This window comes from Mesorhizobium sp. RCAM 06353, assembly GCF_059683585.1.
Genome location: NZ_CM185031.1, coordinates 980,997 through 999,840, shown reverse-complemented (window position 1 = coordinate 999,840; position 18,844 = coordinate 980,997). Strand labels below are relative to the sequence as shown.

General features: G+C 63.5%; 18 protein-coding genes. 9 read left to right on the top strand and 9 right to left on the bottom strand.

Annotated features, from left to right (window positions below):
• Nucleotides 1–214 precede the first annotated feature (214 nt).
• The gene (gene pncA, locus AC56QX_RS04550; protein WP_497113910.1) at nucleotides 215–829 is read left to right on the top strand and encodes a bifunctional nicotinamidase/pyrazinamidase; all 615 of its coding nucleotides are present in this window, start codon (nucleotides 215–217) and stop codon (nucleotides 827–829) included.
• 49 nt (nucleotides 830–878) lie between these two features.
• Nucleotides 879–2,288: a sodium:proton antiporter gene (locus AC56QX_RS04545; RefSeq protein ID WP_497113909.1), complete on the top strand. Its 1,410-nt coding sequence runs from the start codon at nucleotides 879–881 to the stop codon at nucleotides 2,286–2,288.
• Here AC56QX_RS04545 and AC56QX_RS04540 read toward each other — a convergent pair whose 3' ends face one another.
• From AC56QX_RS04540 to gcvA, 8 genes are all read right to left on the bottom strand, one after another.
• On the bottom strand, nucleotides 2,289–3,023 hold the full coding sequence (locus tag AC56QX_RS04540) for an ABC transporter ATP-binding protein (protein WP_497113908.1): 735 nt from the start codon (nucleotides 3,021–3,023) through the stop codon (nucleotides 2,289–2,291).
• Complete coding sequence (locus tag AC56QX_RS04535; protein ID WP_497113907.1) at nucleotides 3,020–3,745, bottom strand: ABC transporter ATP-binding protein; 726 nt, start codon at nucleotides 3,743–3,745, stop codon at nucleotides 3,020–3,022. The genes AC56QX_RS04540 and AC56QX_RS04535 overlap by 4 nt, the downstream gene beginning before the upstream one ends.
• Entirely contained in the window at nucleotides 3,742–4,704 is a 963-nt protein-coding gene (locus tag AC56QX_RS04530; RefSeq protein ID WP_497113906.1) for a branched-chain amino acid ABC transporter permease, read from the bottom strand. Before AC56QX_RS04530 ends, AC56QX_RS04535 begins: the two co-directional genes overlap by 4 nt.
• On the bottom strand, nucleotides 4,701–5,582 hold the full coding sequence (locus AC56QX_RS04525) for a branched-chain amino acid ABC transporter permease (RefSeq protein ID WP_497113905.1): 882 nt from the start codon (nucleotides 5,580–5,582) through the stop codon (nucleotides 4,701–4,703). Before AC56QX_RS04525 ends, AC56QX_RS04530 begins: the two co-directional genes overlap by 4 nt.
• Nucleotides 5,583–5,740: 158 nt before the next feature.
• A complete protein-coding gene (locus tag AC56QX_RS04520) occupies nucleotides 5,741–7,045 on the bottom strand; it encodes an ABC transporter substrate-binding protein (protein ID WP_497113904.1) in 1,305 nt (434 codons plus the stop codon).
• A 154-nt stretch (nucleotides 7,046–7,199) separates the two neighbouring features.
• Nucleotides 7,200–8,636 carry a hypothetical protein gene (locus AC56QX_RS04515; RefSeq protein WP_497113903.1) on the bottom strand — a complete coding sequence of 479 codons (1,437 nt, stop codon included), beginning with the start codon at nucleotides 8,634–8,636 and terminating at the stop codon, nucleotides 7,200–7,202.
• 199 nt (nucleotides 8,637–8,835) lie between these two features.
• Nucleotides 8,836–10,140, bottom strand: coding sequence for a nicotinate phosphoribosyltransferase (pncB, locus tag AC56QX_RS04510; RefSeq protein ID WP_497113902.1), 1,305 nt, complete (start codon nucleotides 10,138–10,140; stop codon nucleotides 8,836–8,838).
• Nucleotides 10,141–10,277: 137 nt separating this feature from the next.
• Nucleotides 10,278–11,252 carry a transcriptional regulator GcvA gene (gene gcvA / locus AC56QX_RS04505; protein ID WP_497113901.1) on the bottom strand — a complete coding sequence of 325 codons (975 nt, stop codon included), beginning with the start codon at nucleotides 11,250–11,252 and terminating at the stop codon, nucleotides 10,278–10,280.
• 207 nt (nucleotides 11,253–11,459) lie between these two features.
• Between gcvA and speB the strand changes: the two genes are divergently transcribed.
• The 5 genes from speB (at nucleotide 11,460) to AC56QX_RS04480 (ending at nucleotide 15,680) form a co-directional block, all read left to right on the top strand.
• Nucleotides 11,460–12,521 carry an agmatinase gene (speB, locus tag AC56QX_RS04500; RefSeq protein WP_027040816.1) on the top strand — a complete coding sequence of 354 codons (1,062 nt, stop codon included), beginning with the start codon at nucleotides 11,460–11,462 and terminating at the stop codon, nucleotides 12,519–12,521.
• An 80-nt stretch (nucleotides 12,522–12,601) separates the two neighbouring features.
• Nucleotides 12,602–13,411 carry a transporter substrate-binding domain-containing protein gene (locus tag AC56QX_RS04495; RefSeq protein ID WP_497113900.1) on the top strand — a complete coding sequence of 270 codons (810 nt, stop codon included), beginning with the start codon at nucleotides 12,602–12,604 and terminating at the stop codon, nucleotides 13,409–13,411.
• 6 nt (nucleotides 13,412–13,417) lie between these two features.
• Complete coding sequence (locus AC56QX_RS04490) at nucleotides 13,418–14,074, top strand: amino acid ABC transporter permease (protein WP_027040814.1); 657 nt, start codon at nucleotides 13,418–13,420, stop codon at nucleotides 14,072–14,074.
• The gene (locus AC56QX_RS04485; protein ID WP_497113899.1) at nucleotides 14,071–14,718 is read left to right on the top strand and encodes an amino acid ABC transporter permease; all 648 of its coding nucleotides are present in this window, start codon (nucleotides 14,071–14,073) and stop codon (nucleotides 14,716–14,718) included. Before AC56QX_RS04490 ends, AC56QX_RS04485 begins: the two co-directional genes overlap by 4 nt.
• Nucleotides 14,719–14,816: 98 nt before the next feature.
• Entirely contained in the window at nucleotides 14,817–15,680 is an 864-nt protein-coding gene (locus tag AC56QX_RS04480) for a dienelactone hydrolase family protein (RefSeq protein ID WP_497113898.1), read from the top strand.
• Between the two features lie 154 nt (nucleotides 15,681–15,834).
• On the opposite strand, the gene AC56QX_RS04475 is transcribed toward AC56QX_RS04480, so the two are convergent.
• A complete protein-coding gene (locus AC56QX_RS04475; protein WP_497113897.1) occupies nucleotides 15,835–16,794 on the bottom strand; it encodes a cupin domain-containing protein in 960 nt (319 codons plus the stop codon).
• A gap of 213 nt (nucleotides 16,795–17,007) precedes the next feature.
• Here AC56QX_RS04475 and AC56QX_RS04470 point away from each other — a divergent pair, with 213 nt between their 5' ends.
• Together AC56QX_RS04470 and AC56QX_RS04465 are read left to right on the top strand one after the other, a co-directional pair.
• On the top strand, nucleotides 17,008–17,778 hold the full coding sequence (locus AC56QX_RS04470) for an alpha/beta fold hydrolase (protein ID WP_497113896.1): 771 nt from the start codon (nucleotides 17,008–17,010) through the stop codon (nucleotides 17,776–17,778).
• Between the two features lie 149 nt (nucleotides 17,779–17,927).
• Nucleotides 17,928–18,788, top strand: coding sequence for an alpha/beta fold hydrolase (locus AC56QX_RS04465; protein WP_497113895.1), 861 nt, complete (start codon nucleotides 17,928–17,930; stop codon nucleotides 18,786–18,788).
• The last annotated feature ends 56 nt before the right edge of the window (nucleotides 18,789–18,844 follow it).

The window sequence follows — 18,844 nt, the reverse complement described above, 5'->3', positions numbered from 1 at the left end:
CGGTTTCTGACCGGAAATTCATTCGTATGCAAATGATATCAAGCCGGAGAAAATTGTCAAAGCCAGAGTTTGGGCTTTCGTCTCAGCCGGGTGCATGCAACGAGATTGTTACGCCTTCGGCGGTTGACGCGGCCGGCCATCTGGTCAAGTTTCTGCCTCCGGTCGCGTTCGCGGCATTTTCCACTGGAGCATGACGTACAGAAGAGGGAAGCCCATGGCCGACGAAGCGCTTATTGTCATCGATCTGCAGAACGACTTTTGCCCGGGCGGCGCGTTGGCCGTGACCGGCGGCGACGAGATCGTGCCGCTGGTCAACGATATGATCCGCCACGCCGACCATGTCGTGCTGACGCAGGACTGGCATCCCGCCGGCCATTCCAGCTTCGCCTCCAGCCATCCGGGCGCACAGCCCTTCACGATGATCGAGATGCCCTATGGCCAGCAGACTTTGTGGCCGGACCATTGCATCCAGGGCAGTCTCGGTTCGGATTTTCATTCCGGCCTTGCCTGGACCAAGGCCGAACTCGTCATCCGCAAGGGATTTCGCCCCGCCATCGACAGCTATTCGGCCTTCTTCGAGAACGACCACACGACGCCGACCGGCCTCGGTGGCTATCTCAGGGAGCGCGGCATCGACACCATCACCCTGGTCGGCCTGGCGACCGATTTCTGCGTCGGTTTTTCGGCGCTGGACGCCGTCAGCCAGGGTTTTAAAACCACCGTCCGGCTCGATGCCTGTCGTGGCATCGATCTCAACGGCTCACTCGATGCCATGCTGCAGCGCATGCGCGATGCCGGCGTGACGCTCGAAGACCAGTTGTCGGACTGAACGGACGGTGGGGCGTCAGGGGGGCTTTTCGCGGATCACCGCAGGCGTGATGGCGGGCGCTGCCATCGCCGTCGCGATGCTGGTCCCGGGAGCAGCCTTCGCGGCCGAGGGACACGCGCTGCCCGGCGCCTCGATGTCGCTGTGGTGGGCGCTGCCCTTTGCCGGCCTGCTACTGTCGATCGCCACCGGGCCGCTGCTGTTCCACCATGTATGGGAACACCACTACGGCAAGATCGCGGCCCTATGGGCGGCGCTGGTGATTGTCCCGCTGGCGCTTGCCTTCGGTGTCCCCTCGGCGACCGAGGCGGTGCTGCATGCGCTGCTTACCGAATACATGTCGTTCATCATCCTGCTGTTTGCGCTGTTCACCATTTCGGGCGGCATCCTGGTCGCCGGCAATATCCACGGCACGCCGCTGGTCAATGCCGGGCTGCTGCTGGTCGGCGCGCTGCTGGCCTCGGTCATCGGCACGACCGGCGCCTCGATGATCCTGATCCGGCCGATCATCCGCGCCAACGACAACAGGCCGTTCAACGCCCATGTCGTCGTCTTCTTCATCTTCATGGTTTCCAACATCGGCGGCTCGCTGACGCCGCTCGGCGACCCGCCGCTGTTCGTCGGCTTCCTGCGCGGCGTCGACTTCTTCTGGACGACCGCCAACCTCTATCGCGAGACGCTGTTCGTCGGCGGCCTGGTACTGGCTGTGTTCCTGGCGGTCGACATCATCCTGCATCGGCGTGAGGCCGGCGCGCCGAAGATCAAGGACCCGACACCGGATTCCAAGGTTCGCATCCGCGGCTTGCCCAACATTCCGCTGCTGGCCGGCGTCATCGCTGCCATCCTGCTGTCGGCGACATGGAAACCGGACGTCACCTTCTCCATTCAAGGCGTGACGCTGGAACTGCAGAACCTGGTGCGCGACGCCATCATCCTGGCGCTGGCCTTCGTGTCACTGGCGGTTTCGCGCCGGGAATATCGCGAGGCGAACGGCTTCAACTGGGGACCGATTGCGGAAGTGGCAAAATTGTTTGCCGGCATCTTCATCTGCATCGTGCCGGTCATCGCCATCCTGAGGGCCGGTCATGAGGGTGCGCTGGCGCCGCTGGTCGCGCTCGTCACCTCGGCGCAAGGCACGCCCAACGACCTTGCCTATTTCTGGCTGACCGGGGCGCTGTCGTCCTTCCTCGACAATGCGCCGACCTATCTGGTGTTCTTCGAGCTGGCCGGCGGCGATCCACACCACCTGATGACGGAGTTTGCCTCGACGCTTGCCGCGATCTCGGCCGGCGCCGTGTTCATGGGCGCCAACACCTATATCGGCAATGCGCCCAACTTCATGGTCTACGCCATCGCCCGGCAGCGTGGCGTCGAGATGCCCGGCTTCTTCGGCTATATGCTGTGGTCCGGGCTGGTGCTGATCCCGACCTTTTTGATCGCGAGCTTTCTGTTCTTCGGCTGATCAACCAACGCCGACATAGCGCCTGACAGCCGACGGGTCGGCGCGCAGTTCCTCGACATCGACCGTCTCGCGGTTGCGGCCATTTTCGATGAACGAGACCCGGTCGGCCACCGACAGCACCGCATCGACGCGCTGCTCCACCAGTATGGTCGAGACGCCCATGTCGCGCAGCTTCGCCACCGTCTCGCGGATTTTTGCGATCATCGACGGCATCAGACCTTCGGTCGGTTCGTCGAGCAAAAGCACTTGCGGTTCGAGGCAGAGCGCCCGCGCCATGGCCAGCATCTGCTGCTCGCCGCCGGAGAGTGTGCCCGAGCGCTGCCGCAGCCGCTGGCGCAGCAGCGGAAAGAGGTCGAGGACGGCTTCGCGTGTCGTCTTGCCCTTGCCGCGCGCCATCAGCCCGATCTCGATGTTTTCCGCCACCGTCATCTCGGCGAACAGCCGCCTTCCCTGAGGCACATAGGCGACCCCGGCCTTCGGCACTTCGTGCGCCGGCAGGCCGGTCAATTCCTGGCTGGCGAGTTTGATCGAGCCGGCACTTGAAGCAACCAGTCCCATGATCGCCTTCAGCGTCGTCGTCTTGCCGGCGCCGTTGCGGCCGAACAGGCACAGCACCTCGCCCTTGTTCAGCACGAGGTCGAGGCCGTACAGCACCTGGACCTCGCCATAGAAGCAGTCCAGTCTCGAGATGGTGAGTGCTTGAGCCTTCGCCTCGGTCGTCTTTGTTTCAATCATGGGGCGGTCCCCAGATAGGCTTCCTGAACCGCTGCGTTGTCGCGGATCGCCTCCGGCGTGCCTTCAGCCAGGATCCTGCCGGCATTGAAGACGGTGATGCGGTCGGCAAGCTGCATCACGACAGGCATGTTGTGCTCGATCAAAAGCACGGTGGCGTTTTTCGCGATCTCGCGCACCAGGGTGATGAAATTGTCGATCTCGCTGTCGGCCAGCCCTTGCGTCGGCTCGTCGAGAATCAGCAGACGCGGCTTCAGCGCCAGGCCCATCGCCACTTCGAGCAGACGCTGGTGGCCATAGGACAATTGCCCGGCCGGCATATGGGCGCGGTCGGCAAGGCCGGTGCGTTCAAGCGCCGACATGACGCCGGCCCTGACCGCGCCTTTCGAGCGGCCATCGCTCAGCGTCCGCTGCACCGGCAGGGCCACATTGTCGTAGGCGCTAAGGTTGGCGAAGACGCTGGTGATCTGGAAGGTGTAGGCGATGCCCTCGCGCACCCTGACATAGGCCGGCAGGCCGGTGATGTCGGCGCCGTCGAAGACGATCGCGCCCGAAGACGGTTGGATGCGGCCGCTGACCAGGCTGACGAAGGTGGTCTTCCCCGCCCCGTTGGGGCCGATCACGGCGCGGATCTCGCCCGGCATCAAGGTGAAGTCGACGCCGTCGACGGCGCGCAGGCCACCGAAATTGCGTGACAGGCCTTTCGTCGTCAAAAGCGGCGTCATGGCAGCCACCCGAGCCAGCGCTGGCGAATGCTGCCCAAAATGCCTTTCGGGAAAAACAGCACCAGAAGGATGAGCGCTATGCCGACGATCAGCAGGTAGGCCGAGGTGTAGCCGCTGGTGACGTCGATGACATAGTACATGAAGACCGTGCCGATCAGTGGCCCGAGCGTCGTTGCGGCACCGCCGAGCAGGACCCACAGTAGCGGCAGGATCGAATATTGCACCGAGGCGAAGCTCGATCCGACATAGCCGAACAGCAGCGCATAGGCGGCACCCGACGCCGCGCAGATGGTGCCGGAGACGACCACGGCTATGAGCTTGTTGGAGAAGGTGTCGTAGCCCAGCATCTTCGTGCGTTCCTCGTTCTCGCGGATGGCGACCAGAACCCGGCCATATCGGGAGCGAACGATGGCCAGGATGATCAGCAACACGAGCGAGAACAGCGCCAGCGCGCTCATGTAGCGCACCGTCGGATTGGTGAGATCGAGCGAGGTCGCACCGAAAGCGAGGACGCGCGCCGGCTGCGGCACGACCATGCCCTGGTCGCCGCCGGTCCAGGTCGCGAAATAGAGGATCAGCAGATAGAACACCTGCGCGAACATCATGGTGACGATCATGAAGGCGACACCCGTGGTGCGCAGCGCCAGCAGGCCAATGATCAAGGAAAGAACGGCACCGCAGGCAATTCCAGCGGCGAATGCGGCCGGGACGCTCCAACCGAGCTGGATGATGGCAAGGCCGGCGCCGTAGAGCCCGGCGCCGAAGAACATGGCATGGCCGAGGCTGAGCAGGCCGACATAGCCAAACAGCACGTTGTAGCCCATGGCGAACACCGCCAGCACCATGATGCGGGCGAGCAAGCCGTGATAATACTCCGGCAAAAGGAAGCTCAGCACGAAGAGCAGCGCGATGGCGCCGAGATGCAGGGCATAGGCTTTTGCCGGCGAAGCTTCGCTCATCGCGATGCCGTTCCGAACAGGCCTTGCGGCCGGAACACCAGCACCATGGCGACCAGCAGCGTGGCGATGATCTTGGCCAAGGTCGGCGAGAAGAACATCGAGATGATACCGTCCGACATGCCGATCAGCACGGCGGCGACGACTGTGCCGCGCAGTGAACCGAGACCACCGATGATGACGACGATGAAGGAGAGCAGCAGCGGATCCTGCCCCATCAGATAATGCGCCTGGCTGATCGGCACGATCAGCACCGCGGCGATGGCCGCCAGCATGGCGCCAAGCGCGAAGACGCCGCCATAGACGCGGCCGATCGGGATGCCGAAAGCCTGCGCCGTCTCGCTGTCATACTGCGTGGCGCGCATGACGAGGCCGATCCTGGTGCGCGTCAGCACCAGCCAGGTGGAGATCAAGAGGAGCGCGGAAGCGGCAATGATCGACAGTTTGTAGCCGGAATAGCCGAACCACGGCAAAAGGATGCGGTAGTTGAACGGCGGCTCGACGGGCCGCGCCTCGGGACCATAGAAGGTCAGCGCCAGCTGCTGTATGATGTAGAGCATGCCGATCGTGGCAACGATGGTGGCTTCCGGATTGTAGTTGAGCCGGCGCAGCACCAGCCGCTCGGCGACCAGCGCAATGGCACCGACGATCAGCGGCGCGATCATCAGCGCCGCCAGAAAACCGAGCGTAGGATGTCCGCCGATTGCCGTGGTGATCGCCCAGGCGAGCACGGCGCCCAGCATAAAGAACTCGCCATGCGCGACATTGACCACGCGCATGACGCCAAACACCAGCGACAGCCCAAGCGCCGTCAGCGCCAGCACGGCCGAGGTGACGAGGCCTTCGAGGGCGGCGAGGAGAAGGTGGGGTCCGAAGTGCATTCAGGGGCGCCCTTACCCTCCCCCTCGTGGGGAGGGTGACCGCGAAGCGGTCGGGTGGGGGGTGGGGCATGGGCCGTCGCGGCCCCCACCCCGTCTCACAGGCTTCGCAAATGCGAAGCCTGTCCGCCGACCCTCCCCACAAGGGGGAGGGTGAGGCCTCACAGCGCCTGCGTCGTATAATCCCCTTCGGCCTCGTAAAGCCCGTCTTCGATCTTGGTCTTGTGCACGACCTTCAGCTTGCCGCCTTCGACCTTGGAGATGTTCTGGATGCCGAAGCACTGGTGGATCTTGCCGTTGAAGGTTTTCGCACCTTGCGGATGCTCCGGACCCTCGGCAAAGGCGGTCAGCGCTTCGGTCGCCTCGACCAGCTTGGCGCGGTCTTCCGGACCCTTGTAGCCGGCGTCTTCCATCGCCTTCTTAACGACGTAGAGCGTTTCCCAGCAGCCGAACATGTGCGACGCGGTCGAGACGTCCTTGGGATCGCCGACGGCGGCGCCATTGTCGTCGATGCCGACCGCGGCGCGATAGGCCTTTTGCGCGGCGCTATCATCGGCCTGCGCATAGCGCGGCGAGCCTTCCCAGAAATGGCTGCCGTCCAAAAATTCGAGGCCGGGGCTGTTGATGTCGGTGGCTTCGAGCGAATCCATGAAACCGAACAGCTGCGGCCGGTTGGAGCCGTAGAACTCGCCGAGTTCCTTGACGAAGGTGAGCACCGCCGGGCCGACCATGACGTGATAGATCACCTCGGTCTCGGCCGGAATTTGCGGAAAATACTTGGTGAAGGACGATTCCGTCGGCGGGATGGCGATCTGCGCGATGACCTCGGCGCCTTGCGCCTTCAGCGCCGGCGGCAGGTAGTCGCGGTGGTCGTAACCAAAGGCGAAATCGGGGAAGATCTGCGTCACCTTCTTGCCCGCATTGGCAGCGATCCATGGCGCCATCGACTGGATCTGGCTCTTCACATCGGTGATGCCGGGCTGGAAGACGTAGCGGTTGAGCTTGGTCGAGGCGACGTGGTGGCCTTCGCTGACGACAAAATAGGGCATCTTGTTTTCGCCAGCGGCGGGCGCCGAGCCGATGACGACATGCGAGAACAGCGTGCCGAAGACGATGTCGGTCTTGTGCTGGGTGGCGAACTTGCCGACCACTTCGGCGCCACGGCCGGGATCGGTGCCGTCATCCTCGATGATGACCTCGACCTGACGGCCATTGATGCCGCCGGCGGCGTTGATCGCCTTGACCGCGGCAGCGGTGGTCTTCTCGTACCAGCGGCCATAGGCGGCGCCGATGCCGGTGCGGTGCGACTGGAAGCCGATCTTGATCGGTGCCGAGCTCTGCGCCTGGGAGTAGCGGACGAAACCTGGCGCGACGGCAAGGCCAGCGCCGGCGGCCAGCCCCTTCAGCGCCGTGCGGCGGGTAAGGGTCGTCTTGGAGAGGTCGAAAAATCCGTTCTTGTCAGCCATGTTCGTTCCCCTGTTTTTCAGTCTTGACCAACGATAAGGCGGCTTCGGCATCCTCGCTCGGAGGAGGCGAAAAATTGCATGTATACAAACTAAATCACCAAAGCCTCGATGTGGCAAGCGAGCTTTCCCCAACGACATCGGGGCCGCCCTTTTCTCATCCGGCGGTCGGTGTGGCAAGCAACCAGAGGCCGAACACCGTATAGGCGATCATCAGCAGCGTGAGCGGGAACAGGCTGAGCGCGGCACGGGCAGGCTGCGGATGCAGGCGCCAGGCAAAGCCGTGGGCGACGAGGACCGCAAGCACATGGCCCAGGATGATGGCGCCGGCCTGGATGTTCCACAGCCACCAGGCCGACTCCGCCCCGGCCACGATGCCGGCCTCGATTGGCATGTCGGCGGTGCCGAACAGGTTCCAGCCCAGCGCGAACGGATCGGACAGGGAGGCAAGCGCATATTGGCCATCGACCAGCAACGCCGTCAGATAGTGCGCGACATGATAGGCGAGCGCGATCGGCACGATCGACCACACCAGCAAGTCGGCCGCTTGGCCGAATGGCTGAGTGCTGCCGGCAAGACGCTGGCCGAGCCAGACGGCGAGAAGGAACACCACCGCCAGCAGAACGAATGTCAGCACGAGCCCGAAAGTGCCGCTGCCGATCACGGCGGTGCGGCCGGGGAATTCGAGCGGATTGACGCCGAACAGGCCGAGCCAGAAGAACGTTTTCGACAGGCCGTCGAAGGAGACCGAGGACAGGGCCAGCAGCAGGAAGGCGATGCCGCTCGCCGGCAACGGCTCGGCGGCGAGCAGTTTGGCGCCTGGCCAGCACAGCGCAAGCCGGCCTTCCGCATCGCGTTCGACCGGCGCGAAGCGCGCCACCATTGAGAAGAAGATGGTGAGGAACTCGCCGCTGCGGCTCCAGCCGCGGTAGCCAAAGATTAGCATGGCCAGGAAAGAGAACAGCCAGTAGAGGCCGGCGGCAATGGCAAGCCGTGCCGGATCGTCGGGCGCCGGATCGATGAGTTCGAACCAGGCAAAGGCGAAAAACAGGATGACGGCAGGCCAGCAGCCGAGCCATCGAGGGAGGCGCCATGATCCCTCATCGCTTGCGCTAAACAGGCGAGTGACGAGGCGCCATGGCCCGTACCATGGATTGAGCCACGACCAGAGATCGCCGAACACACCTTGCAGCAAGGTGAGGCCGGCCCACAGCAGCGTCCAGATCACCAGCGGCAGCGGGTTGGAGAGCGGGTCGCGGCTGCCGAAAAAGCCGGCGGCAATGAGAATTGCAAAGCCGGCAAAGGATAGCAAGCTGAGGGTGGTGCGGGAGCTGTCGCCGAGGGTGAACAGCGGCAGGCGCCGACGCCAGAATGTGTCGAGGGAAGCTGCCGGCAGCAGCGCTAGCACGAGGAAGCTGACGGCCACGGCGAAGGCGCCGCCGATTATGTAGTAGCCGGTGGGCAGGAGCAGAACGTGGCCACGGTCGGAGGCGTGGGCGAAGGCGGGGGTGGGGGCGAACCACAGGGCGGCAAGCAACAAGGCCAACGACAGGCGACAGCGCTCTACGGCGCCCCCCTCTGTCCTGCCGGACATCTCCCCCACGAGGGGGGAGATCGGCTGGCCAAGCGGTCGGCGTGCTTCTAGCAACGTTGGAGATTGGCGAAAGCGGAGATGACAGCCAATCTCCCCCCAAGTGGGGGAGATATCCGGCAGGACAGAGGGGGGCGCCAAGGCACTCAGCCTATCCAACTTTGCGGTCTCGTATGGCGATGCCGGAAGCACCGGTCGCCTCTCACACCTTGACCAATTGCTCCACGCGGTCCTTCTCGCCAAAAATCCTGATGTAGCGCTCGATTTCCTTGTCGTCCCCCGTCGCCTTGGCGGGGTTGTCGGAAAGCTTGACCGCCGGCCTGCCATTGGCCTCGGTGACCTTGCAGACCAGCGATATCGCATCGAGGCTGTTGGTTTCCGTCGGCGCGCAGCCTTCGAAATCATTGGTGAGGTTGGTGCCCCAGCCGAACGACATGCGCACCTTGCCCCTGAAGTGGCGGTAGGTCTCCTCGATGGTTTCCACCTCCAGCCCGTCGGAGAAGATCAGCAGCTTCTGCTTGGGGTCCTTGCCCTTCTCGCGCCACCACGACAGGATTTTTTCGCCGCCTTCGATCGGTGGCGCGCTGTCGGGACGGAAACCGGTCCAGTCGGCCACCCAGTCCGGTGCGTCGCGCAGGAAGGAGGCGGTGCCGAAAGCGTCGGGCAGCACGATCAAAAGGTTGCCGCCATAGTAGCGCTGCCAGTCCTGCAGCACCTTGTAGGGCGACTGTTTCAGCTCCTTCTCCGAATTGGCGAGTGCCGCGAAGACCATAGGCAGCTCATGCGCGTTGGTGCCGAGCGCTTCGAGGTCGTTGTCCATGGCCAAAAGCACGTTGGAGGTGCCGGTGAAGGCTTCGCCGATGCCTTCCTTGAGCGCCTCGACGCACCAGCGCTGCCACAGGAAGGAATGCCGCCGGCGCGTGCCGAAGTCGGAAATGCGGATGCCGGGCAATGCCTTCAGCCGCTCGGTCTTGGCCCACATCTTGGCCTTGGCGCGGGCATAGAGCACATCGAGCGCGAACGGCCCGAAGGCCCGCATGGCCGCGCGGGAGCGGAGCTCGTTGATGATGGCGAGCGCCGGAATCTCCCACAGCGTGGTGTACATCCACGGGCCGCTGAAGGTCAGCTCATATTGGCCGTCGCGCTTCGACAACTCATAGTCCGGCAGCCGGAAGCCTTCCAGCCAGGCGAGGAATTCCGGTTCGAAGATCTGCTTGCGGCCGTAGAAATTGTTACCGCCGAGCCAGATCATCTCCTTCTTGGAGAAGCGCAAGGTGCGGGCATGGTCGAGCTGTTCGCGCAACTCGCCCTCATCGATCTCGTCAGCCAGGTGCACGGAAGTGGTGCGGTTGATCAGCGAGAAGGTGGTGTCCACCTTTGGGTACATGCCCCAGATCATCTGCAGCATCAAAAGCTTGTAGAAGTCCGTGTCGAGCAGGCTGCGCACGATCGGGTCGAGCTTCCAGGTATGGTTGTAGACGCGCCGCGCAATATCGGTCTTTGCCATGTCTGGTTACCCGCCTTCGCTGCCTGCCACCCACAATCGCGACAGGCCTCATAGCATCGAATTGGCCAGAACGCTGCCCGCTTTCAAGCTGGCCCGACAAAAAGAACGGCCTGCATATGGCCATGAGCATGCCGGTTTCAGCCCGCTGCCTTGGCGCCGATGACCTTGAGTTGCGGACGCTTGCGGCGGCTGATGATGCGGCCGGCGACCGGAGCGTCGGCGCGGCCGTCATCCCCGGCCTTCTCGGCGAACAGCCAGTCGATAAACACCTGCACGATCGGCGTCGTGCGCATTTCGTTGCGGCAGACGATGTAGAATTCATCGACCGCCGGCACCGACAGGCTGAACGGCGCGACCAGCATGCCCCTGGCCAGCAGCGCGCTTGCCGTCACGGAATCGCCCAGCGCCACGCCATGGCCGTGCACCGCGGCCTCGGTCGCCATGCGTGCGTCACCCAGATAATGGCGGCGGCCGCGCTCGAGATCCAGCGCATCGGCGGTTGCCAGCCAGGTATGCCATTCGCGGCCGTCATCGCCATGCAGGAAGACGTGGTCGGCAAGGTCCCTGACGCTGCGGATCGGCCGGTTGTTGATCAAGGTCGGGCTGACGACGGGGAACAGTTCGAGCCCCGACCATTTGCGCATCCAGCAATCGGCCCAGCTGCCATTGCCATAGTGCACGCAGACATCGATATGCGGCGCGCGGATATCCCTGGGATCGTTGGAGGGGATGAGCGTCAGCTGGATGTCGGGATATTGCGCGGTGAAGCTTCCCAGCCTCGGCGTCATCCACAAAAGCAGCAATGCCGGCACGCAGGACACCGACAGCGCGCCGCTGCTGGCCGGCCGCGTCAGCCGCTGCGTGGCGGCGGCGATGCCGTCGAAGGCTGTCGACACCGCCGGCAAGAGCTCGGCGCCATGCGGCGTCAGTTTGACCCGCTGGCCGACACGCTCGAACAGCTTTACGCCGAGCGACTGTTCAAGTGCCTTGATCTGGTGGCTGATGGCGCCATGCGTGACATTCAGCTCACCCGCGGCCTTGGTCAGCGAGCCATGGCGCGCCGTAGCCTCGAAGGCACGCAGCGGGTTCAGCGGTGGCAGGCGCTTGGCCATGATGCTCCACTTCTTTGTGAGATTTTCTCACAGAAAACACCCTAACAATATCAATTGATTTTTCAATGCGGCTGCCGGACACTTCAGCTCGGAACAGCATCAAGACGTGAAATCTGCAGGCAGCCAGCGGGACATCGCCGGCCGGATGACGGCCAATTCGCTCGAGGTCGCCGACGGGTCGCACTGCATCAGCCAGGAGGAACGGATATGGGTTACGATCGCGGCAAGCTCGACGCGTTGCGTCGCAAGTATGGCGAGAGCCATGGCGGCGAGATGTTCGACCCGAAATTCCGCAAGGTCGCCGACAAGATCTTCTCCAAGAGCGGCACCAGGCTGGCACCCTATTCCGGCATCCCGACCTTCCTCGCCGCGCCCTACCGTGAAATCGCTGCGGAGAACCCGGATTTCGGCGACCTGCAGGTGGCCATCATCGGCGTGCCGATGGACCTTGGCGTCACCAACCGGCCGGGCTCGCGCTTCGGGCCGAGGGCACTGCGCGCCATCGAGCGCATCGGCCCCTACAATCACGTGCTGGAATGCGCCCCGACGCATGAGCTTCGGGTGGCCGACATCGGCGACACGCCGTTTCGCAGCCGCTACCGGCTGGAGATCAGCCATGAGGATATCGAGCGCCGCACCAACCAGATCGTCGATGCAGGCGTCATTCCACTGTCGGTCGGCGGCGACCATTCGATCAGCCATCCGATCCTGAAGGCCGTCGGCAAGAAGGCGCCGGTCGGCCTCATCCATATCGACGCCCATTGCGACACCAGCGGCCTGTTCGACATGACCAAGTTCCACCACGGCGGCCCGTTCCGCAACGCGGTGCTCGACGGCGTGCTCGATCCGACCCGCACCATCCAGATCGGCATCCGCGGCTCGGCCGAATATCTGTGGGAGTTCACCTACGAGTCCGGGATGACCGTGGTGCACGCCGAGGAGGTGACCGGGCTGGGGATCCCCGCCATCATCGAGAAGGCGCGCAAGATCGTCGGCGACGGCCCGACCTATGTGTCCTTCGACATCGACAGCGTCGATCCGGCCTTCGCGCCGGGCACCGGCACGCCGGAAGTCGGCGGGCTGACGACGCGCGAAGTGCTTGAACTGCTGCGCGGCCTCAAGGGCCTCAACATTGTCGGCGGCGACGTCGTCGAGGTGGCGCCGCAATATGACGCCACCACCAACACCGCGCATGCCGGCGCCCAGGTGCTGTTCGAGATATTGAGCCTGATGGTGTTCAGTCCAGCCATCACCGGCAAGGGAGCCTGACACCTAACAGAAAAGGCGGCCGCCGCGCTGGAGCCGACGGCCGACCCAGACAATCAAAAGCTTCCAGAAGGGGAATAACAATGACAATCCAAAAGACACTGAAATCATCCATCGCCGCCATCCTGGTACTGGGCGCCGCCGGCCTCGGTATCGCCACGCAGGCCGCCAATGCCGACGCGCTGGCGGATATCACCAAGGCCGGCACGATCAATGTCGGCGTCTTTGCCGACTTCCCGCCCTTCTCCTCGGCCAGCGCCGATATGAGCCTCAAGGGCTATGACATGGACGTCGCGCAGTACATCGCCGACACGCTCAAGGTGAAGCTCAACCCGGTCGCCGTCACCGGCCAGAACCGCATCCCCTATCTCAACGACCATCGCGTCGACATTCTGATGAGCGTCGGCTACTCGAAGGAGCGCGAGCAGGTCATCGACTTCGCCGCCGCCTACGCGCCCTATTACATCGCGGTGATCGGACCGGCGGCGATGACGGTCAAAGGCAAGGAAGACCTTGCCGACAAGTCGATCGCCGTCAATCGCGGCACGCTCGAGGACACCTCGCTGACCGAGGCCGCACCCGCCTCGGCCGACATCAAGCGCTTCGACAACTACAATTCGGTGATCCAGGCCTTCATCTCCGGCCAGACCCAGCTGATGGTCGTCGGCAATGATGTCGGCGCCCAGGTGCTGGCCAAGCAGGATGCGCTGAAGCCGGAGCAAAAATTCCAGCTGCTGACCTCGCCCTCGCATATCGGCCTCAACAAGAATGAGGACGGGTTGAAGAAGGCGGTCAATGACGCCATCGCCCAGATGCTGGCCGACGGCAAGCTGGATGAAAGCTCGAAAGCCTGGCTGAAGACGCCGCTCAACCCCGACAACCTCAAGGATTGAGTTACCGTGGCCTTTGCCTGGCTTCCAGGTGCTGTGGGCGACATCGCGCACGGCGCGGTGACGACGATCCTGTTGATCGCCGTCACCACGCTGGCCGGCACGCTGCTCAGCATCCTCGGCGCTGCCGGGAGGCGAAACGGCCCCGTGCTGCTCAAGCGGGCCATCGCCTGGTATGTCGAGGTGATGCGCAACACGCCGTTCCTGGTGCAGTTGTTCTTCATCTTCTTCGGCCTGCCCAGCCTCGGCATCAGGCTCGACCCGATCCTGGCCGCCATGCTGGCGATGACGCTCAACATGGCGGCCTATACGATCGAGATCGTCGGCGCCGGGCTTGACGCCGTGCCGGGCGGACAGACGGAAGCCGCCCTGGCGCTGGGCTTGAGGCCCCGCCAGGTGTTCATCAAGATCGTGCTGCCGCAGGCGCTCAAGATCATCTATCCGGCACTGACCAGCCAGATCGTCATCATGATGCTGGAGTCGGCCGTGGTCTCGCAGATCGCGGTGCGCGAGCTGACCTATGAGGCCGACATGTTGCAGGCGCGCACCTTCCGGTCCTTCGAGACCTATTTCGTCGTGACACTGGTCTATCTCGCTCTGTCGATGGCCTTGCGACGGCTGCTGGTCACCGGCGGGCGCCGCGCGCTCGGAGCTGGTGTGTCATGATCGAGTTCACCTTCTGGGACATCGTGCGCAACCTTCTGCTCGCCGCCCGCTGGACCGTGCTGCTGTCGCTGGCCGCCTTCGTCGGTGGCGCGGTGGTTGGGATGGTCGTGCTGTTCTTCAGGATCTCCAAGAATATATGGAGCCGGCGTATCGCCTCCGGCTACATCGCCCTGTTCCAGGGAACACCGCTGCTGATGCAGCTCTTCCTGATGTTCTTCGGCCTGCCGATGCTCGGCCTGCGTATCGAACCGTGGACGGCCGCGGTGCTCGGCCTGACCTTCTTCGCCAGCGCCTATCTCGCCGAAATCTGGCGCTCAGGCGTCGACGCCTTGCCGCGCGGCCAGTGGGATGCCGGCGCCAGCCTCGGCCTGCACTATCTGCAGGAACTCAGGCTGATCATCCTGCCGCAAGCCTTCTCGATCACCCGCGCGCCGACGGTCGGTTTCCTGGTGCAGCTGATCAAGTCGACGGCGCTTACCTCGATCATCGGCTTCGAGGAACTGGTGCGAACCTCCAACGCCATCAACAACGCCACCTTCGAACCGTTCAAGGTCTACGGGCTGGTGGCGCTGATCTTCTTCGTCATGTGCTTCCCGCTGACGCAATACGCCCGTTCGCTCGAGAAGCGCGCGGCAGCCCGCTAGCCGGTCCCTCTCGTTTCGCCACGCAACCGTGATTTGCGGTAAGCTGGCGCTCGCCTCACTGTGAGCATAACGGCTTTCGGGAGGAGGGCGCTTCGGCGATGCAGGCGAAATATCTTGTCGCTCTCGCGGGCCTGTTTGCCCTTTGGATGGCTCAGCCGGCTGCGGCCGCTGACCAGGCACCCGATCGCGTCAGCATTCCGGCCGACGGCAAGAACGAGCCGGCGACGCTGGACGCAATGCTGCTCAAGCCGCAAGGACAAGGGCCGTTTCCGGCGATCGTGGCCATGCATGGCTGCAGCGGCCTGTGGAGCAGCAAGAACAAGACGGAACTCAGCCCGCGCCATGCCGATTGGGGCCAACGCCTGGCCGCTCTCGGCTACGTCGTGATCTTTCCCGACAGCTACGGCTCGCGCGGACTGGGCCCGCAGTGCAAGAATGGCGACCGCGAGGTCGAACCGTACCGTGAGCGGGTGGAGGACGCCAACGCCGCCCGCCGCTATCTGCAGACGCTGCCCTATGTGAATTCAGCCGCCATCGCCTTGCTCGGCTGGTCGAACGGCGGCTCGACCGTGCTCTACACGGTTCGGCCGAAGGACCGGCCAAAGGCTGGCTCGCCTGACTTCCGAGCTGCGGTCGCTTTCTACCCCGGCTGCACGGCTTCGGTCGAAAAAGGCGATTGGGCGACCCGTGTGCCGCTGCTCATTGTAATGGGCGAGGCGGACGACTGGACTCCGGCCGCGCCGTGCAAGAAGCTGGCGGACGCCAATCGCGACAGGGTGAAGCTCATCCTCTACCCCGGCGCCTATCATGATTTCGACAATGAGGCGCAGAAACTGCACGAACTGCATGGGTTGGCCTTCACGGCCAACGGCGACGGAGTTGCGCACACAGGATTGAACCCGGCAGCCCGTGCGGCGGCGCTCAAGGACGTGCCCGATTTCCTCGCCGTGCTGAAGCAGTAACCTCGCGAAAGCAGTCGTCGCGCCTGTGATCAAGCCAAAACTCGACGACAGTTCGAGTCTCGCCCGGCGCGCCATTTGTGAACAAAACTGGAAGTCCTGCCGGAGCCGCCACGCCGCCCATCGCCAGACCTTCCAGATACCAGCTTGGTCGTGGTCAATCGACGACTTCTGCTTCCAGATCGTCCCCTTGCCTCTGGCCACCCTCAGAGCGGCGAACTGCTCGATAACGGCCAGGCGATAGGCCGTGATGTCGATGGAACAGCTTCGAAAACGCGGCCGCGGTCTCGTAGCCGACACGGGTCGCAATCCGTGCAATCCCTTCGTCGCTGGTTTCGAGCAGAAACGCGGCCTCCGACATCCGGCGTGCGATCAGATAGCGGTACATGGACTCGCCAACGAGCTTGGTGAAGCGAGCCGAAAACGCCGAACGACCAAGTCCCACGCTTTGCCCGAGGTCGCCAAGCGTCCAGGGCCGCTCCGGCCGTTCGTGGATCAACTGAAGTGCCGGTCCTATGTGCGGGTCCGCCATCGCCCCCAGCCACCCGCCTTCTCCGGGGCCGAGCGACTTGATCCAGCTTCGCAAAACCTCGACGAAGAGCACTTCAGTCAGACGTGAGAGCGCGACGCCTTGTCCGGGACGCTCGAACGCCGCCTCGCTCACCATGCGTTGCAGAATCGCCTCGAGCCATCCTCCGTCCTCCGTCGGCTTCAGGAGAAGCAGGGGCGGAAGCAATTCCAAAACGCTACCGCGCGAGGGCCGTGCCACAGTGAAATTACCGCAGATCATCGTCGCGAGCGGCTGCTCGCCGCCATGGCGAATGAGGCCAAGACGGCCGGCTAATCGATCGATATCGAGAATCGGCAACGGCTCCGTCCGGCTATCCGAGTAGATCACATGGGGCTCGCCACGCGTGACGACAACAAAGTCGCCCTCGGTCATGTGGATCTCGCGCCCGTGTTCGAGCGCGAGGGTAGCCGAACCACGGCTGAGATAGTGGAACAGGGCATAGGGGCGCTTTGGCAACGCGAGATTCCAGGGATGGCCGAGCTCGAAGTGGAACAGCAAGCTTCCGCCAAGGCGAACGCGATCGAGCACTTCAGCGAGGATGTCCATCTTTCCGATGTTAGTACGACGGACGGTCAGACACAATATTCGGACGATTGAGGCCTAACGTCCAAATGCTCCACGTACTAGTTGATCACAAGTCGAGCCAACAGGTCGCGCGACAACCATCACCCGAACGGCAGATGGGAGAACGGCGACTGTTACCGACACGCCTGCCCTTCCTCGGACGTGCGTTGTCCGTTATCCCAACAGGAGCAATCCATGCGAAATCTTCTACTTTCAGTCGCCACCGTCCTCATGGCCGGAGCAACAATTGCCGCACCCGCCCAATCGGCTCAACTGCCCAAGGGGGCGGCTCGCAATATCGTGCTCGTCCATGGCGCTTTCGTCGACCAGACGAGTTGGAAGCCGGTTGCCGATATCCTCGCGAAGAAGGGCTACAACGTAACGCTCGTCGAAAATCCGCTCACCTCCCTCGCAGCGGACGTCGATGCCACCAAACAGGCGCTCGCGAAACAGAACGGCAAGACCGTTCTCGTTGGCCACTCCTGGGGCGGCGTTGTCATCACGCAGGCAGGTGACGACCCGAAGGTCTCGGCGCTCGTCTATGTCTCCGCATTCGCGCCCGACGTGGGACAGTCTCTGGCGATCCTGGCCAAGAGTGGTCCGGCAACCGAAGGCGGCGCGGCTATTCATCCCGACGAAAAGGGCGACCTCTACATTGATCCCAAAGTGTTCCCTTCGGCCGTCGCGGCCGACCTTCCTCCAGAGATCGCCGAATCCCTGGCAAACCATCAGCTCCCGTTGAACCACACCGCATTCGAGGCTCCGGTCGATACGGCAGCCTGGCACGATAAGCCGACGTTCTATGTGATCAGCACGAAGGACAAGGTCATCGCCCCCGAGGTCCAGAAGATGTTCGCCAACAGGATGAAGGCCCAGACGACGGAGGTCGCCGGCAGCCATGCTTCCCTCGTCGTCCACGCGAAGGAAGTCGCCGCGGTGATTGAAAAGGCCGCACTCGTGAAGTGACGATACCGCTCCCGGTACCTTCGTGCCGGGAGCATCGCGCGTGCTCGGCGGACTACGCAATGCCTTGGACCACGAGCGGCTCAGACCTGGCCAAAACCGCACCAGCTACTCTCACCCAATTATTTCATGCCAAGCATCCGGAGGATGACATGACTGAGTTCGACACCGCGAGCCAGGACGACGCCACGCTAGAAACGGCGCCCACCCGTTACATCGAAGGTGGCGGAATCCGCTTTGCCTATCGCCGCCTCGGCCCATCGACCGGAACGGCGCTGGTTCTCCTGCAGCATTTCTCGGGCAACATCGACGCGTGGGACCCCGCCGTCGTGAATGTCCTGGCAGCCGATCGACCGGTGATCGCTTTCGATAACGCCGGGGTCGGCCGCTCGACAGGCCAAACGCCCGACAATATCGAGGCAATGGCCCGAGACGCGGTCGCCTTTATCAATCTGCTCGGCCTCTCCGAAGTCGACCTTCTGGGGTTTTCTCTCGGCGGATGCGTCGCCCAGCAGATCGCCGCCGAGCACGGAACGCTGGTTCGCAAGCTCATCCTCGTCGGCACCGCTCCAAAAGGCGGAGAGGAACACCTATTGGCGGTTCTGCAGGACGCGTTTTCCCAAACCGAGGCGCCGGACCCCCGCCTGCCGCTGTTCTTCACGAAGTCGTCCGCCAGCCAGTCGGCCGGCCTGGCGTTTCTGAAGCGGGCGAAGGTGCGTAAGGAAGATCGGGATACCGATAACGGCAGCACGGTGACCGATCCGCAAGCCAAGGCGCTGATTACCTGGTGCGCCACTCCTGATCCCGAGCACGCCACTCTGCGCGCCATCCACCAGCCCGCCCTTGTGGTCAGCGGCAGCCACGACACCATGCTGCCGGCGGACAACGCCTACGCAATGTTCAAGGCTCTAAGCAATGCCCAGCTGGTCCTCTATCCCGATTCCGGCCACGGCGCCCTGTTTCAGTACCCCGAATTGTTCGTCAGCCACGTCCGGACCTTCCTGGACGTGTAGTCGGCGGTGGCACAATCCCGGCGTGATCGGTCGCACCTTATTCTTGAGAGCTGTTG

Bases quoted from the DNA above. Each gene is read 5' to 3' on its own strand.
- AC56QX_RS04545 (WP_497113909.1), top strand. From the start codon at position 879: ATGGCGGGCGCTGCCATCGCCGTCGCGATGCTGGTCCCGGGAGCAGCC.
- AC56QX_RS04530 (WP_497113906.1), bottom strand. From the start codon at position 4,704: ATGAGCGAAGCTTCGCCGGCAAAAGCCTATGCCCTGCATCTCGGCGCC.
- AC56QX_RS04480 (WP_497113898.1), top strand. From the start codon at position 14,817: ATGCAGGCGAAATATCTTGTCGCTCTCGCGGGCCTGTTTGCCCTTTGG.
- AC56QX_RS04475 (WP_497113897.1), bottom strand. From the start codon at position 16,794: ATGGACATCCTCGCTGAAGTGCTCGATCGCGTTCGCCTTGGCGGAAGC.
- AC56QX_RS04540 (WP_497113908.1), bottom strand. From the start codon at position 3,023: ATGATTGAAACAAAGACGACCGAGGCGAAGGCTCAAGCACTCACCATC.
- speB (WP_027040816.1), top strand. From the start codon at position 11,460: ATGGGTTACGATCGCGGCAAGCTCGACGCGTTGCGTCGCAAGTATGGC.
- AC56QX_RS04535 (WP_497113907.1), bottom strand. From the start codon at position 3,745: ATGACGCCGCTTTTGACGACGAAAGGCCTGTCACGCAATTTCGGTGGC.
- AC56QX_RS04525 (WP_497113905.1), bottom strand. From the start codon at position 5,582: ATGCACTTCGGACCCCACCTTCTCCTCGCCGCCCTCGAAGGCCTCGTC.
- AC56QX_RS04515 (WP_497113903.1), bottom strand. From the start codon at position 8,636: ATGTCCGGCAGGACAGAGGGGGGCGCCGTAGAGCGCTGTCGCCTGTCG.
- AC56QX_RS04465 (WP_497113895.1), top strand. From the start codon at position 17,928: ATGACTGAGTTCGACACCGCGAGCCAGGACGACGCCACGCTAGAAACG.
- pncA (WP_497113910.1), top strand. From the start codon at position 215: ATGGCCGACGAAGCGCTTATTGTCATCGATCTGCAGAACGACTTTTGC.
- gcvA (WP_497113901.1), bottom strand. From the start codon at position 11,252: ATGGCCAAGCGCCTGCCACCGCTGAACCCGCTGCGTGCCTTCGAGGCT.
- AC56QX_RS04485 (WP_497113899.1), top strand. From the start codon at position 14,071: ATGATCGAGTTCACCTTCTGGGACATCGTGCGCAACCTTCTGCTCGCC.
- pncB (WP_497113902.1), bottom strand. From the start codon at position 10,140: ATGGCAAAGACCGATATTGCGCGGCGCGTCTACAACCATACCTGGAAG.
- AC56QX_RS04520 (WP_497113904.1), bottom strand. From the start codon at position 7,045: ATGGCTGACAAGAACGGATTTTTCGACCTCTCCAAGACGACCCTTACC.
- AC56QX_RS04495 (WP_497113900.1), top strand. From the start codon at position 12,602: ATGACAATCCAAAAGACACTGAAATCATCCATCGCCGCCATCCTGGTA.
- AC56QX_RS04470 (WP_497113896.1), top strand. From the start codon at position 17,008: ATGCGAAATCTTCTACTTTCAGTCGCCACCGTCCTCATGGCCGGAGCA.